Annotated in this window: 14 protein-coding genes, 5 tRNA genes and 3 pseudogenes; 1 reads left to right on the top strand and 21 read right to left on the bottom strand. The window is 51.4% G+C overall.

Going from position 1 to position 14,230, the window contains the following annotated elements:
• Positions 1–29: 29 nt before the first annotated feature.
• The 18 genes and pseudogenes from nusG to LH51_RS17395 form a co-directional block, all read right to left on the bottom strand.
• Complete coding sequence (gene nusG, locus LH51_RS17320) at positions 30–575, bottom strand: transcription termination/antitermination protein NusG (RefSeq protein ID WP_036524692.1); 546 nt, start codon at positions 573–575, stop codon at positions 30–32.
• Between the two features lie 9 nt (positions 576–584).
• Positions 585–953: a preprotein translocase subunit SecE gene (secE, locus tag LH51_RS17325; protein WP_036524695.1), complete on the bottom strand. Its 369-nt coding sequence runs from the start codon at positions 951–953 to the stop codon at positions 585–587.
• Between the two features lie 62 nt (positions 954–1,015).
• A tRNA-Trp gene (locus LH51_RS17330) sits at positions 1,016–1,090 on the bottom strand.
• A gap of 64 nt (positions 1,091–1,154) precedes the next feature.
• A pseudogene (tuf, locus tag LH51_RS17335) lies at positions 1,155–2,347 on the bottom strand (elongation factor Tu).
• Between the two features lie 88 nt (positions 2,348–2,435).
• A tRNA-Thr gene (locus LH51_RS17340) sits at positions 2,436–2,510 on the bottom strand.
• A 6-nt stretch (positions 2,511–2,516) separates the two neighbouring features.
• A tRNA-Gly gene (locus LH51_RS17345) sits at positions 2,517–2,591 on the bottom strand.
• 19 nt (positions 2,592–2,610) lie between these two features.
• Positions 2,611–2,694 (bottom strand) — tRNA-Tyr (locus tag LH51_RS17350).
• 20 nt (positions 2,695–2,714) lie between these two features.
• Positions 2,715–2,790, bottom strand: a tRNA-Thr gene (locus tag LH51_RS17355).
• Positions 2,791–2,877: 87 nt separating this feature from the next.
• Positions 2,878–3,051, bottom strand: a complete 174-nt coding sequence (locus LH51_RS20930) for a hypothetical protein (protein WP_160173756.1) — start codon at positions 3,049–3,051, stop codon at positions 2,878–2,880.
• Positions 3,051–3,779 (bottom strand): type III pantothenate kinase, encoded by a 729-nt coding sequence (locus tag LH51_RS17360; protein WP_036524696.1) that lies wholly within the window; start codon positions 3,777–3,779, stop codon positions 3,051–3,053. The genes LH51_RS20930 and LH51_RS17360 overlap by 1 nt, the downstream gene beginning before the upstream one ends.
• A complete protein-coding gene (locus tag LH51_RS23135; protein ID WP_235263806.1) occupies positions 3,776–4,027 on the bottom strand; it encodes a hypothetical protein in 252 nt (83 codons plus the stop codon). The genes LH51_RS17360 and LH51_RS23135 overlap by 4 nt, the downstream gene beginning before the upstream one ends.
• Positions 4,018–4,743, bottom strand: coding sequence for a biotin--[acetyl-CoA-carboxylase] ligase (locus LH51_RS17365; RefSeq protein ID WP_235263807.1), 726 nt, complete (start codon positions 4,741–4,743; stop codon positions 4,018–4,020). Before LH51_RS17365 ends, LH51_RS23135 begins: the two co-directional genes overlap by 10 nt.
• Positions 4,740–5,264, bottom strand: a complete 525-nt coding sequence (locus LH51_RS17370; protein ID WP_200882060.1) for a dihydrofolate reductase — start codon at positions 5,262–5,264, stop codon at positions 4,740–4,742. The genes LH51_RS17365 and LH51_RS17370 overlap by 4 nt, the downstream gene beginning before the upstream one ends.
• An 8-nt stretch (positions 5,265–5,272) precedes the next feature.
• Complete coding sequence (locus LH51_RS17375; RefSeq protein ID WP_036524699.1) at positions 5,273–6,115, bottom strand: thymidylate synthase; 843 nt, start codon at positions 6,113–6,115, stop codon at positions 5,273–5,275.
• 44 nt (positions 6,116–6,159) lie between these two features.
• A complete protein-coding gene (gene lgt, locus LH51_RS17380) occupies positions 6,160–6,945 on the bottom strand; it encodes a prolipoprotein diacylglyceryl transferase (protein WP_036524701.1) in 786 nt (261 codons plus the stop codon).
• Positions 6,946–6,955: 10 nt separating this feature from the next.
• A pseudogene (locus tag LH51_RS24960) lies at positions 6,956–7,752 on the bottom strand (sulfite exporter TauE/SafE family protein).
• 10 nt (positions 7,753–7,762) lie between these two features.
• Entirely contained in the window at positions 7,763–10,072 is a 2,310-nt protein-coding gene (gene ptsP, locus LH51_RS17390; protein ID WP_235263808.1) for a phosphoenolpyruvate--protein phosphotransferase, read from the bottom strand.
• A 31-nt stretch (positions 10,073–10,103) separates the two neighbouring features.
• The gene (locus tag LH51_RS17395) at positions 10,104–10,589 is read right to left on the bottom strand and encodes an RNA pyrophosphohydrolase (RefSeq protein ID WP_036524704.1); all 486 of its coding nucleotides are present in this window, start codon (positions 10,587–10,589) and stop codon (positions 10,104–10,106) included.
• Positions 10,590–10,737: 148 nt separating this feature from the next.
• On the opposite strand from LH51_RS17395, the pseudogene LH51_RS17400 reads away from it, so the two are divergent.
• A pseudogene (locus LH51_RS17400) lies at positions 10,738–11,390 on the top strand (HAD family hydrolase).
• A 16-nt stretch (positions 11,391–11,406) separates the two neighbouring features.
• Here the strand turns inward: LH51_RS17400 and LH51_RS17405 are convergent.
• From LH51_RS17405 to gcvT, 3 genes are all read right to left on the bottom strand, one after another.
• Positions 11,407–12,603 (bottom strand): class I SAM-dependent rRNA methyltransferase, encoded by a 1,197-nt coding sequence (locus LH51_RS17405; protein WP_036524706.1) that lies wholly within the window; start codon positions 12,601–12,603, stop codon positions 11,407–11,409.
• A gap of 74 nt (positions 12,604–12,677) precedes the next feature.
• Positions 12,678–13,070, bottom strand: coding sequence for a glycine cleavage system protein GcvH (gene gcvH / locus LH51_RS17410; RefSeq protein ID WP_036524709.1), 393 nt, complete (start codon positions 13,068–13,070; stop codon positions 12,678–12,680).
• A gap of 15 nt (positions 13,071–13,085) precedes the next feature.
• Positions 13,086–14,192 carry a glycine cleavage system aminomethyltransferase GcvT gene (gene gcvT / locus LH51_RS17415; protein ID WP_036524819.1) on the bottom strand — a complete coding sequence of 369 codons (1,107 nt, stop codon included), beginning with the start codon at positions 14,190–14,192 and terminating at the stop codon, positions 13,086–13,088.
• Between the last annotated feature and the right edge of the window lie 38 nt (positions 14,193–14,230).

Here is a 14,230-nt window from a genome sequence, read left to right on the forward strand (position 1 = left end):
ATAACAGACCAGGCATCATAAAAACAGACTCAGGCTTTCTCAACCTGACGAAACTCCAGCTCTACCGGGGTTGAGCGACCAAAGATCAGCACAGCCACCTGCAGGCGGTTTTTCTCGTAATTAACTTCTTCAACCACACCGTTAAAGTCAGCAAAAGGCCCTTCGGTGACACGCACCATCTCGCCCGGCTCAAATACTGTTTTCGGACGTGGCTTATCGGCACCACTTTCAACACGCTGCAGTATTTCGTCTGCTTCGCGTTCGGTGATTGGCGCTGGCTTGTCGGCCGTACCACCAATAAAACCCAGCACCCTTGGCGTACTTTTCACCAAATGCCAGGTCTCATCATTCATAACCATATTCACCAGCACATAGCCGGGATAAAACTTACGCTCGGATTTACGCTTCTTACCGTCGCGAATCTCTACCACTTCTTCGGTCGGCACCAACACATCACCGAAGAGATCTTGCATACCATGCAATTCTACGCGCTCTTTAAGACCGCTCATGACCCGCTTTTCGTAGCCGGAATAGGCATGCACAACATACCAACGCTTTTTTTCTTCAGTACTCATGCGTGACCCCTAGCCAATCGTGCTGGAAACTATCCAGCCGAAGAATGTATCCATGCCCCAGAGCATAAGCGCAACCACCAACACCGCAGCTAACACCATCAGCGTAGTTTGCAATGTCTCCTGACGCGTCGGCCATACTACACGCCGCATTTCACCCTTGGCATCTTTAAACAACTTATACCAGGTACGACCTTTCGCGGTCTGTAACGCAATAAACCCGGCTGCAACGGCAAGCACCAGCAACGCCAGCACCCGATACAACAGAGACTCGCCAGAGAACATAGAGTTCCCGACCACACCTGCAACTACAATCGCTACAACAGCTACCCACTTAAGGCTGTCATATTTAGATTCTTCAGCTTGTACTTTTGTGTTCACGCTAAGAAGCCTCGGCTTAAAAAGGTAAGCTTACGCTATGTGACGCCACTTCCGACTGGAGGTGGCAGGCAGGAGGGAATCGAACCCCCAACCTGCGGTTTTGGAGACCGCTGCTCTGCCAATTGAGCTACTGGCCTACTGCATAATAGGGAGGCACATTATAGTGACCTCCCCAACAGCTGGCAAGGAAAATTCTACTAATTAGTCAAGAATTTTCGCAACAACACCCGCACCCACTGTACGACCGCCTTCACGGATCGCAAAGCGCAGGCCTTCTTCCATTGCAATCGGGTTGATCAGCGTAACAGTCATCTGCACGTTGTCGCCCGGCATTACCATCTCAACACCTTCTGGCAGTTCACATGCGCCAGTGATGTCTGTGGTACGGAAGTAGAACTGTGGACGGTAGCCTTTAAAGAATGGCGTATGACGACCACCCTCTTCTTTGCTCAGCACGTACACTTCGCCTTCGAACTTGGTGTGTGGTGTGATTGAACCTGGCTTGGCCAATACCTGACCACGCTCAACGTCATCACGCTTGGTGCCACGCAACAGCGCACCTACGTTCTCACCTGCACGACCTTCGTCCAGCAGCTTACGGAACATTTCAACACCGGTACAAGTGGTCTTGGTCGTTGGGCGTACACCCACGATCTCGATCTCTTCACCCGCTTTAACAATACCACGCTCAATACGACCAGTTACTACAGTACCACGACCGGAAATAGAGAAAACGTCTTCAATAGGCATCAGGAACGGCTTGTCAATCGCACGCTCAGGCTGTGGAATGTAATCATCCAGCGCCTCAACCAGCTTCTTGACAGCAGTAGTACCATTTCGTTGTCATCTTTACCTTCCAGCGCCATCAGCGCAGAACCGATGATGATAGGTGTATCGTCGCCTGGGAAGTCGTACTGATCCAGAAGTTCGCGAACTTCCATCTCAACCAGTTCCATCAGCTCTTCATCATCAACCATGTCCGCTTTGTTCAGGAACACAACGATGTAAGGTACACCAACCTGACGTGACAGCAGGATGTGCTCACGCGTCTGCGGCATAGGGCCGTCAGCTGCTGAACAAACCAGAATCGCACCGTCCATCTGTGCCGCACCGGTGATCATGTTTTTAACATAATCAGCGTGTCCTGGGCAGTCAACGTGCGCATAGTGGCGAGACGGTGATTCATACTCTACGTGGGACGTAGAGATAGTAATACCACGCTCACGCTCTTCCGGTGCATTGTCAATACCATCAAAGGCAACGGCTGCACCGCCCCATACTTCAGCACATACGCGTGTCAGCGCCGCTGTCAGGGTTGTTTTACCGTGGTCAACGTGGCCAATGGTTCCTACGTTGACGTGCGGCTTGTTACGTTCAAAAGCTTTCTTAGCCATATTGAGTTCCCAATCTTTCAGGTTGACCACAGGTCGTTAAATACAACAAAGGGCAGACATATCGCTATATCTACCCTTCATAAATACATGGAGCTCATGGGCGGAATTGAACCGCCGACCTCACCCTTACCAAGGGTGTGCTCTACCCCTGAGCTACATGAGCGAATACTGGAGCGGGTAGCGGGAATCGAACCCGCCTCTTCAGCTTGGAAGGCTGAGGTAATAGCCACTATACCATACCCGCCGAAGTCAGCTGATTGAGATGGTGGTGGGAGGTGGATTCGAACCACCGAAGCTCGCGCGTCAGATTTACAGTCTGATCCCTTTGGCCACTCGGGAACCCCACCACACACTTCGCGATCTCAACTGGTGCCGGCACGAGGAGTCGAACCCCGGACCTACTGATTACAAGTCAGTTGCTCTACCAACTGAGCTATACCGGCGTAACCGTCGAAGTGGTGCGTATCTTACTGATAGCTAATGACCGATGCAAGCCCTGTTTTTTAATTTTTTACATTTTTTACATTTTCTCACTGCCCCTGCAACTCCTGCAGCGCTTCAGGCAAGTTTTCGGCTAACGGCAGACGATTCTGACTGGGCAAAGGTGATACCACTGGATGTTCTGCTCCAGAGTACTGCTGGGCATACCAAAAAAACACCAGTGCATTAGCCAGAAACAGCATCACCATAACCCAGCGCCACATCACTCCCTCCTCAGCCACTGCAACCCATCCAACACCAGCGTTTTTTGCAACTGCCCGACATGGGTATGACAGTGCAACTCAGCGGCATCACCACCTGTCAGAAAGATATGCCCAATAGCATACTCCTCACAGTCAGCCTGCACTCGTTGCAGCAGAGCCGACAACAGATAGTTACCACCATTTCGCACACAGGCCGCTGTTGAGTCGCCGGGCCGGACGGAACAACTATCCGGTAGCTCTGCCCAACGAACTCCCTGTGTAGCCCCCAGCAAGCTGCTATGCAACAACCGCTGACCCGGGACTATATAACCACCCAAATGCACCCCTTTGGCATTCACAAAATCAACAGTAATTGCACTACCGGCATCCACAATACAAACACCTTGGCGCACTTGCTGCCAGGCCGCCAGCATGGCTACCCAGCGATCAACGCCCATCTGCTGCGGATTTTCATAGGCATTTGTCAGTCCACACAACTGCGCAGAAACCTGGACAAAATCAACCGGGATGCTCAAATCGGTCAATACGGCTTTGAGCCAATCATTCACAACCCCACCAGCAACAGAAGCTACCATCGCCTGCCTTGCCAAACGCCAGTCATGGGGCACCTCCACTCGACCCTCACGCACTTCGGCAGTGGCTAGCCGCCGCACTTCGGATACCCCTCCCTGGCTGCGCAAACGCCACTTTAAAAAGGTATTGCCAGCGTCTATCTCCAGTTGCCTCATACGCGTCTCAGACTAACCTCACCACCGTGCAGCGTGCGCAATTCCTGCTCTGTCTGCAGCAACAGCGCCCCGGTTTCAGTCACACCCGCAGCAATACCGTTTATATATGCCTCTGCACCGGTTTGCACCCGCACCTGCTGATTGCGAAATACATCGGCTGTGAGCCATTCATCCCTAAACGCCCTAAAGCCTTCTTGCTCAAACTGCTGCAATACCGGAATCAACTCAGCTAACAATGCTACCAGCAACTCAGTGCGGTCATGTGACCGACCTTGCTGGCACAGATCGGCCAGTGCTGATCGATACAACCCGTTTCAGCCTCTCTTAACGCTGTATTCATACCTATACCAATCACTAACTGAGACTCAACAGCTGTGTCACCCGTGACTTCAATCAATACACCGGCCAGCTTTTTACCATTGACCAGCAAGTCATTAGGCCACTTCACTCCTATGTCTGCATAACCCGCCTTATCCAGCACCCGTTTCAACGCCAGTCCCACAGTAAGACTCAGACCTTCAAGCGCTGTCACGCCACAGCGAAAACGCCATGCCAGCGAGAAATACAAACCTGATGCAAACGGACTAACCCATTGACGCCCACGACGCCCTCGGCCAGCCGTCTGCTGCTCGGCCACATAAAGCCCACGATGCACGCCATGCCGCAACCCCTCCAGAGCCAACTCATTAGTTGAGCCAGTAGACAAACGCAGATCCACCTCCTCCAAAAAAATGGATGAGGTGGATTCCAACAGGCTTTTTAACCTGTCTAAATCGATTAAATCAACGCCACCGGGAATACGGTAACCGCGTCCGCGTATACTGAACACTTCAAGCCCGAGAGCTTCCAGCGCTTTAATCTGCTTCCATACCGCGGTACGGCTAATTTGTAAAGCTTCGCCCAACTCACGCCCGGAATGAAACGCTCCGTCAGACAGCAAGGTCAGTAGTGTATATCGGGTCACTGCACAGCCTCTGCGTTATCGGCACGTTGATAAACGATAAAGCTATAATCATAAGGGTTAGGCCCATCCGCACTAAAGTCCTGACGCAGCATTTCCTGCCACTGATCTGCTTCCAGTACAGGAAAGAACGCATCACCCGCTATACTGGCATGTACTTGGGTTACATACAGACGATCGGCCTGTGGTAGAGCCAGCGCATAAATTTCTGAACCACCGATCACCAACACCTCTTCGGAGCCATCCACCAGAGCCTGCTGCTCAGCCAGCTCCAGCGCCTGATCCAGCGTATGCACAACTTTAATACCCGGCAACTGGTAACTGCTATCACGCGTGATGACTATATTGGTACGCCCAGGTAAGGGACGTCCGATAGATTCATAGGTTTTGCGCCCCATGATAATCGGCTTTCCCTGGGTAATTTGTTTGAAATATTTTAGATCTTCAGGCAAATACCAGGGTAGTTTATTGTTGACGCCAATCACCCGATTTTGCGATTGAGCCACGATGATGGATAACAGCATAATTCTCCTTAAATCGCTATGGGTGCCCGTATGCCGGCCTGAGGCTGATACCCTTCCAGCTGGAAATCTTCATAGCGGTAATCAAACAGTGAAGCTGGGCGCCGTAGAATGCGCATTTCAGGCAACGGCCCAGGTGTCCGAGAAAGCTGCTCAGCTACAATCGCTGGATCATTCAGGTGGTTAGAGTAAAGGTGCACATCACCAAATGTCAGCACGAATTCTCCCGGCTCCAGATCACACTGCTGTGCCAGCATCATCGTCAGCAAGGCATAGGAGGCAATATTAAACGGCACACCCAAAAAATAATCAGCACTACGCTGATAGAGCTGACAGCTCAAACGTCCTTTGGCAACATAAAACTGAAACAACGTATGACACGGAGGTAAAGCGGCCTTTCCCCGTCGTACATTTTCCTGAGGGCTTAACGACTCATCCGGCAGATCCGCCGGGTTCCAGCCACTGACAATCAAACGACGCGAGTCCGGTTTAGTACGGATCATCTCTACCAGGCTGCTGATCTGATCGACACTACGGCCATCCGGACAAGCCCAGGAACGCCACTGTTTTCCGTACACGGGTCCTAAGTCACCATCTTCCAGCGCCCACTCATTCCAGATGCTGACACCACGCTCTGCCAGCCAGTTGTTATTCGTATTACCGGAAAGAAACCACAGTAGTTCATATATAATCGACTTCAGATGCACTTTCTTTGTTGTCAAAAGCGGAAAACCCTGTTGCAGATCGAAACGCATCTGTCGTCCAAATACCGACCGCGTTCCGGTTCCGGTTCTATCACCCTTATCCACACCGTTATCGACAATATCCTGCATAAGATCGAGGTATTGCTGCATCAGCCGATCACCTTTTTACTCTATATTGATCAAATATGTCCATTTTAGCGCTTAATACCCCGATAGGCATAGAGCAGCATAAATGCACCAGCCAACCACATGGGTAAAGATAATACCTGCCCCATAGTCAACCAATCGAAGGCAACAAAACCAAGTTGCGTATCAGGCTCACGTACAAATTCCACCAGCATGCGGAAGCTCGCATAAAGCAGCAGAAACAAACCGGAAACAGCCATACGGGGTCGCGGCCTGGATGAAAACCACCAAAGCAGAGAGAATAATACTACCCCTTCCAACAGCATCTGATAAAGCTGTGACGGATGGCGGGCCAAACCATCTCCTGCCGCGGGAAAGATAACACCCCAGCTCTGATCGGTGGCTCTCCCCCAGAGCTCTCCACCAATGAAATTACCCAAACGCCCGGCCCCCAGACCAATTGGTATCAGGGGGGCCACAAAATCTCCCATATCAAACAGATTTTTCTGATAGCGGCGTGAAAAAATAATCAGAGTGATAATGACGCCGATCAATCCCCCATGAAATGACATCCCGCCTTCCCAGATGGCAAACAACCAGAGTGGATTGGTGAGGAAAAAATCGAAATTATAGAAGAGCACATACCCGGCTCGCCCTCCCAAAACCACACCCATTGCACCCCAAAAAATAAAATCCGACACCTGTTGCTCAGTCCAACCTGAATCAGGCTTGGCGGCACGCCGGTTACCTAACCACCAGGCCGCCGCAAAACCTATGACGTACATCAGACCGTACCAATGAATCTGAACCGGACCCAATTGCAACGCTACCGGGTCAATCGAATGCATCCACATAGAATAACCGCTATAAATTACTTAAAAGAAATCGCAGACCTACCAGCAGCAGGAATACGGCAAAACATTTTTTCAACACAGTCTGCGGCAGGGTATGTGCCAAGCGTGCGCCAAGCCTGGCAAAGGGCGTACTACTGATAACAATCCCTGCAAAGGCCGGCAGGTAAACATAACCTAAACTCCAGGCCGGGAGTTCAGGATGATCCCAACCCACCCACACATTGGTCATAGAACCCATTAACGCAATAGGCAGACCGCAAGCGGCGGAAGTCGCTACTGCGACACGCATTTCCTGACCCCGCCAGCTAAGATAAGGAACGGTTAACGTACCACCACCTATACCGAAGATGGAAGAAGCCCAACCAATAACACCACCGGTCAAAACCAACTCCTTATTCTGAGGTGCTGCTGGCCCTTGGGGTGGTTGAAGGTTAAAGGCCATCTGCACAGCTACCAGGATAACAAACACACCCAGGGTTATTTGTAACAGGTAACCCGGTAGCATTACGGCGGTATTCACACCGAACACCGCCCCGACAAGGATACCTAGGCAAGTGGCTTGAACAGCGGCCAAGCAACAGCACCGCGTTTCTGATGTGCCCGCACTGAGCTAACCGAGGTAATACAAATTGTGGCCAGTGACGTAGCTACCGCCATGTGCGTTAGTACGGCAACCGACTCGCCCTGAAGTTCAAAGCTGAACACCAGCACTGGCACAATCAACAAGCCTCCACCAATACCAAATAAGCCAGCGGCCAGACCGGCAAAAGCCCCCAGCACCAAATACAGGATCAAGGTCATTAACATTTATTTATCCTTAGCAGGAAGGGGTTTTCTGATCCGGCATAAGCGGCCGTGTCAGACGCGTCAGGCCAAAAGCTTTCAGTGATTGGCGCAACTCTTGATGTATCTCTTCAGCATCATGCAACGAGCGCACAGACAACAGCAACTGGCGGGCACGCGCAAAGCTGACACTACGAATAGCAAACTTAATTTTTGGCAGATTGTTGGCATTCACTGACAGCACATCATAACCCATGGCCATGAGTAACAATGCACCCCCTGGATCAGCCGCTATTTCACCACAAATGGACACATGTTTACGTTCTTTGTGCGCTTCATGCACAATAAAATCCAGGGCTTTCAGTACAGCCGGGTGATAAGACGCATAAAGTCCAGCAACCCGGGGGTTGTTACGATCGACCGCTAACAAATATTGTGTCAGATCGTTAGAGCCCACCGAAATAAAATCGACTAAGCGTGCAAAACGACGCGTCTGATACACCGCAGCAGGCACTTCAATCATCACACCAACCGGTGGTTTGTTGATATGATAACCTTCTTCGCGCAGCTCTTCACATGCCCGATCAATCTGCCGTAGCGCTTCATCCACTTCACTCACACTGGTCACCATAGGCAACATAATGCGCAGATTATTCAACCCTTCTGATGCCCTTAGCATTGCCCGAACCTGCACCATAAATATTTCCGGATGATCCAGAGTGACGCGAATTCCGCGCCAGCCGAGCGAAGGATTTTCTTCTTTAATCGGAAAATATGGCAGTGCTTTATCCCCGCCTATATCGAGTGTGCGCATGGTTACCGGCATAGGTGCAAACGCCTGTAACTGGGTACGATAACTTTCCAGCTGCTCCTGCTCACTGGGAAACGAATCACGAATCATGAAAGGAATTTCAGTGCGGTACAAACCGATCCCTTCCGCCCCCTGTTCCAGTGATCGCGGCACATCAGCTGCAAGACCTGTATTTACCCACAGGGGTAAACGATAGCCATCTTTGGTAATTGCTGGTAAATCCCGCAGCACTCGCAGCTCATCTTCCACCACTTTTTCATCTACCACGATGCGGCTGAATGCTTGTACCAGTTCAATAGATGGGTTGATATAAATTCGACCACTATAGCCGTCAACAATTACCGCCGCGCCATTAAGACGCCGGTAGGGCAGATCCACCACACCCATGACGGTCGGTATCCCCATCGATCGAGCCAGAATCGCCGCATGTGAGTTACCTGAACCTGTGATAGAGATCAGTCCGGAAAGCTTACCCTCCGGTACCAGGCCCAGCATCGCCGGTGTCAGCTCATCCGCCAGGAGTACGGCATTCTCAGGGTATTCCAGATTACGACCATTATTGTCTTCCTGCAGGTGCTGTAAAATCCGCTTACCCAGGTCTTTAATATCCGTAGCACGCTCACTCAGGTAGGGATCATCCATCGCCGAAAACGCGCGGACATGCTCCAGAATGACTTCACGCAAGGCGCCCTGTGCCCAGCTCCCCTGTTGAATTTTGGCACGCATTTCCATTGGCAGGCCGTTATCATCCAACATACGCAGATAAACATCGAAGAGTGCTCGTTCATCCTTGCTGAGTCGTCCAGCCAGATTTTCAGCCACCAGACCTATCTCTTTGCGAACGGCAATCAGTGCTTGCTCCAACTGTTCCAGTTCCAGCGCCACATCATCAGATTGCTTATCCGGCACGCTATCCAGATCAGAGGGCAATGAAGCCACCACTATCTCACCGATTACCACCCCACCAGCGGCAGCCACACCATCGTAGCGCAAATCGTTGCGCAACTGCTTGGCTACGCCTTTTTCACCGGCCATCTGAATAGCACCGGTAGCGTGTGCATGCGCAATAATACCAGCCAGCTGTGCCGATAGCGTTACCAAAAAGGCTTCTTCACTTTCATCAAAACGACGCCGTTCCTGCTGCTGTACCACCAGCACCCCCAATACTTTGCGCTGATGCATAATGGGTACACCCAGGAAGGCGTGAAAAAGCTCTTCACCCGTTACATCCAGATAGTGGAAGGCTGGATGGCTTGAGGCATCTTCAAGATTAATAGGTTCAGCACGCTTGGCAACCAAACCAACGATGCCTTCATCCTTTGCCAGACTGACCTCATCAACCGCGGCGGCATTTAACCCCTTGGTTGCACGCAATACATAGCGCCCACTCTCCTGATTGAACAAGAACACCGAACAGACCTCGGTTTTCATGGCTTTCTGTACACGCCCCACAGTGATTTGCAGCACGGCATTCAAATCAGGTGCCGTACTGACATCCTGTACTATCTGTCGTAACACCTTAAGAATGCTCATACTTAAACCTACCTGACTGGATCTGAGTTAACTACGGCTGCAATACTTTTGACAGTTTAGGCGATAATTCTTTCATCGCTTTTCGATAGACTTCACGCTTGAACGAAACCACCTGCCCTAATGGATACCAGTAGCTTACCCACTGCCAACCATCAAACTCAGGTTTTTCGGTCTGATCAATCCTCACCGCACTGTCATGACTCAGCATACGCAACAAATACCATTTTTGCTTCTGCCCAACACACATAGGTAGCGAGTTGCGCCTGATCATGCGTCGCGGCAAACGATATCTCAACCAGCCTCGCGTTACGGCCAAAAGCTCAACATCGGTTGATTGCAGCCCTACTTCTTCTTCTAATTCCCGGTACATCGCCTGTTCGGGTGATTCATCCTGCTGGATCCCGCCCTGGGGAAACTGCCAGGCATCCTGCCCAACGCGTCTTGCCCAAAGCACCTGCCCCAGCGAGTTCACCAGAATGATACCGACATTTGGCCGAAACCCCTCTGCATCAATCACAATCTACTACCCGACTCATCATTCTGTTGGCTTTTATTGTTCCACAGTTAGACGCTCGGGCAAATAGCCAGTTTCGACTGATTGCATCCACAATGGACTTCAGATTAAGCTATCACGCTTTCATTCAGGTTACACAGGAGCATTAGGCGTGAGACTGGCGATTTTTGATTTGGATAACACTCTGTTGAACGGCGACAGTGATCACGCCTGGGGGGAGTTCCTCTGCGATGAGGGGCTGGTTGACCGCGAGGCTTACCGTGAAGCCAATGATCGCTTTTACCAGCACTACCAGCAGGGCACACTGGATATTGAAGAGTTTCTTGGCTTTGCACTGCATCCCTTAACCCGCTTTTCCCGCGAACATCTGCAACAACTACATGATCGCTTCATGCAAGAGCGCATTGAACCCATGATGTTGCCCGCAGCTAAGGCGCTGCTGGACCAGCATCGCCAGGCGGGCGATTTTTTGCTGATCATTACCGCCACCAACAGCTTTATTACCGCCCCTATCGCCAGAAGACTGGGTGTTGATGATCTATTGGCAACCGAGCCCCAAGAAATTAATGGAGAGTACACAGGTCATGTTGCAGGCACACCGTGCTTTCGCGAAGGCAAGGTAGTGCGCTTGCAGGCCTGGCTTGAACAAACCTGCAACTCACTCAAGGGGAGTTATTTTTACAGTGACTCCTGTAACGATCTGCCTTATTGGAAGCCGTAGACCATCCTGTTGCCGTTAACCCAGATGAAACGCTACTGGCCGTTGCCCAAGAGCGCCACTGGCCAGTACTGGATCTGCGCTGATCTCTGCCCCAGGCTATCAGCCTGCAGGCAATACGCGCAAAAAGCAGGCTTTCAGATATTCAGTTTCCGGAATGGCTGGATGGATCGGATGGTCGGCACCTTGATGCCCTTGGGTAAACAGCTGTGCTGAGCGGTCCAACTCACGCGTGTTACCGCGCAGTATGTCCACCAGGCTTTCACGCGTCAGATGCATGGAGCAGGAGCCCGCAATCAGCACACCATCACGACCCAGCAACCGCATAGCAAAGTTATTAATTCGGGAATAAGCACGCTCGCCATTGCGGATGTCCTTACGCTTCTGAATAAACGCCGGGGGATCGGTAATCACAATATCAAAGCGCTCACCTTCAGCAATCAACGCTTTGCAGATATCAAACGCATCACCACGCAAACCCTTGAAGCGCATTTCACCCGCATTAAGACGCGCATTTTCAGCGGCCACATCCAGTGCTGTCTGTGACGCATCGACACAGACCACTTCCGCCGCACCCGCAGCCAGCGCCTGGGCACCCCAGCCACCGACATAACTGAACAGATCCAGCACACGCTTGCCTTTGGCCAGTTGCATCATCCGCGCACGGTTGTCGCGGTGGTCATAAAACCAACCGGTTTTCTGTCCATCCAGTACTGGAGCTACCAGGTTAACCCCATTTTCAATTAATGGCGCAAACTCCGGCACTTCGCCCTGCAGCACTTCAACATAACTATCCAGCCCCTCCATCGCCCGCATTTTACCGTCATTGCGAAACAGGATTGCCTGAGGCTGGAACACCTTATTCATCGCATCAACGATCTCGTCACGCACGGCTTCCATACCCGCCGTAGAGATCTGCACCACAAAGATATCAAAAAACCGGTCAATCACTAATCCCGGCAAGCCATCTGATTCACCATAAACCAAACGGTAACAAGGCTGTGAAAAATGCATTTCACGTAGTCCAAGCGCGACCTTTAGACGATGCACCAACAGTGAGCGATCCAGCGGATAACGAATATCACGACTGACTAAGCGACCACAGATCAGGTTTGACGGGTTAAGATAAGCAATACCCAGCGCCTTGCCCTTGGCATCCTGAACCACGACCTGCTCGCCAGCCTCGTAGTTTTTCAGTGGCGACTGACGGGTGTCAATTTCATTGCTGTATATCCATAAATGGCCGGCTTTGAGACGACGCTCAGATCCAGCATTTAGGATCACTGACTGAAAGTTCATTAAAATTACTTATCCAATAATGACGACCCCGGCTGTTGCCGGGGATCTGGGTGGGCAAAAAGCGTTAGAGAGGCTCAGCTTTCCGCTTCACAATGCTCAGCATAACCATCGGCATCCAACAGATCGGTCAGCTCTTCAACATCAGTCAAACGCAAGCGTATAAACCAGCCATCGCCGTAAGGATCACCATTCACCAGTTCCGGAGCATCCTCAAGATCCTCGTTCACAGCAATCACTTCGCCCGTCAGCGGCGCATACACATCCGATGCGGCCTTGACCGATTCCACCACACCAATATCATCACCGGCAGAGACCTGATCACCCACTTCGGGCAGTTCAACAAATACGACATCGCCCAGAAGTTCCTGGGCATGATCCGTAATACCGATAGTGACGGTGCCGTCACCTTCATTGCGGATCCATTCATGACTGGCAACGTAGCTGAGTTCGTTCGGAATATTGCTCATGTTTTCCTACCTGTTTCAGGAATAAACTTTTTGACCTTGGCGGACAAAAGGCGGCTTGACGACGCGCACTTTGACCCGTTTCCCACGCATATCCACCTCGGCTTCACCGGATGCAGCTGCGGGTATTCTTGCTAAAGCTACAGCATAGCCCAGCGTGGGTGAAAAACCACCACTGGTTATACGGCCTTCAGCATCAGCATCGGTAATCACCGACTGACCATTACGTAATACACCCTTGCCCTGTTCCAGCGCCAGACCAACCAACTTAGTGGCTGGGCCTGCTGCACGTTCTGCAGCCAAGGGATCACGACCAACAAACCAACGCTCTTCAGGTTCCCAGGCGACGACCCACCCCATATTGGAAACCAGCGGACTGACATGTTCATCCATATCCTGGCCATACAGATTCATGCCCGCCTCAAGGCGCAAAGTGTCGCGCGCCCCCAGACCACAGGGAAACACACCGACTTTAGCCAAAGCTTGCCAAAAGACTTCAGCCTCTTCCTCAGGCAACATGATCTCCAGGCCATCCTCGCCGGTATAACCCGTACGGGCAATAAACCAACCTTCCGATTCCTGCCCCTGAAACACCTTCAGGCCATCAATCAGGCTTTTACGAAACTCACTGACAACCGCTTTAACCTGCGATAAGGCTTGCGGCCCCTGAATAGCGATCATCGCCAGATCCGGTTGTTCCGAAAGTGCCACATCCATTTTCATTACCTGATCGGACATCCAGCGCAGATCTTTTTCACGGGTTGCGCAGTTGACCACAACCCGAAACCACTCGCCAGACACGCCCGGATCGGTCATCAAATACACAATCAGATCATCAATAACACCACCCTGCTCATTCAGCATAGCACTGTAGAGTGCCTTGCCCTTGTGCATCAGCCGGGCAACGTCATTGGTGAGCAGGCGGCGCAAGTAATCCCGCGCATCCGATCCGGTGATATCAACCACCGTCATGTGCGAGACATCAAACATACCGGATTCACGGCGCACCCGATGGTGTTCTTCAACCTGGGAGCCGTAGTGCAGGGGCATATCCCATCCGCCAAAGTCGACAATTTTGGCGCCCATGGCGAGGTGTTGATTATAAAGAACGGTTCTATTACCCATTGGAAAGCTCATCTATACAACATTCAGCAGGCGAAACA

Origin of the sequence: Nitrincola sp. A-D6, from assembly GCF_000764495.1 — a bacterium.
Classification (GTDB): domain Bacteria; phylum Pseudomonadota; class Gammaproteobacteria; order Pseudomonadales; family Balneatricaceae; genus Nitrincola.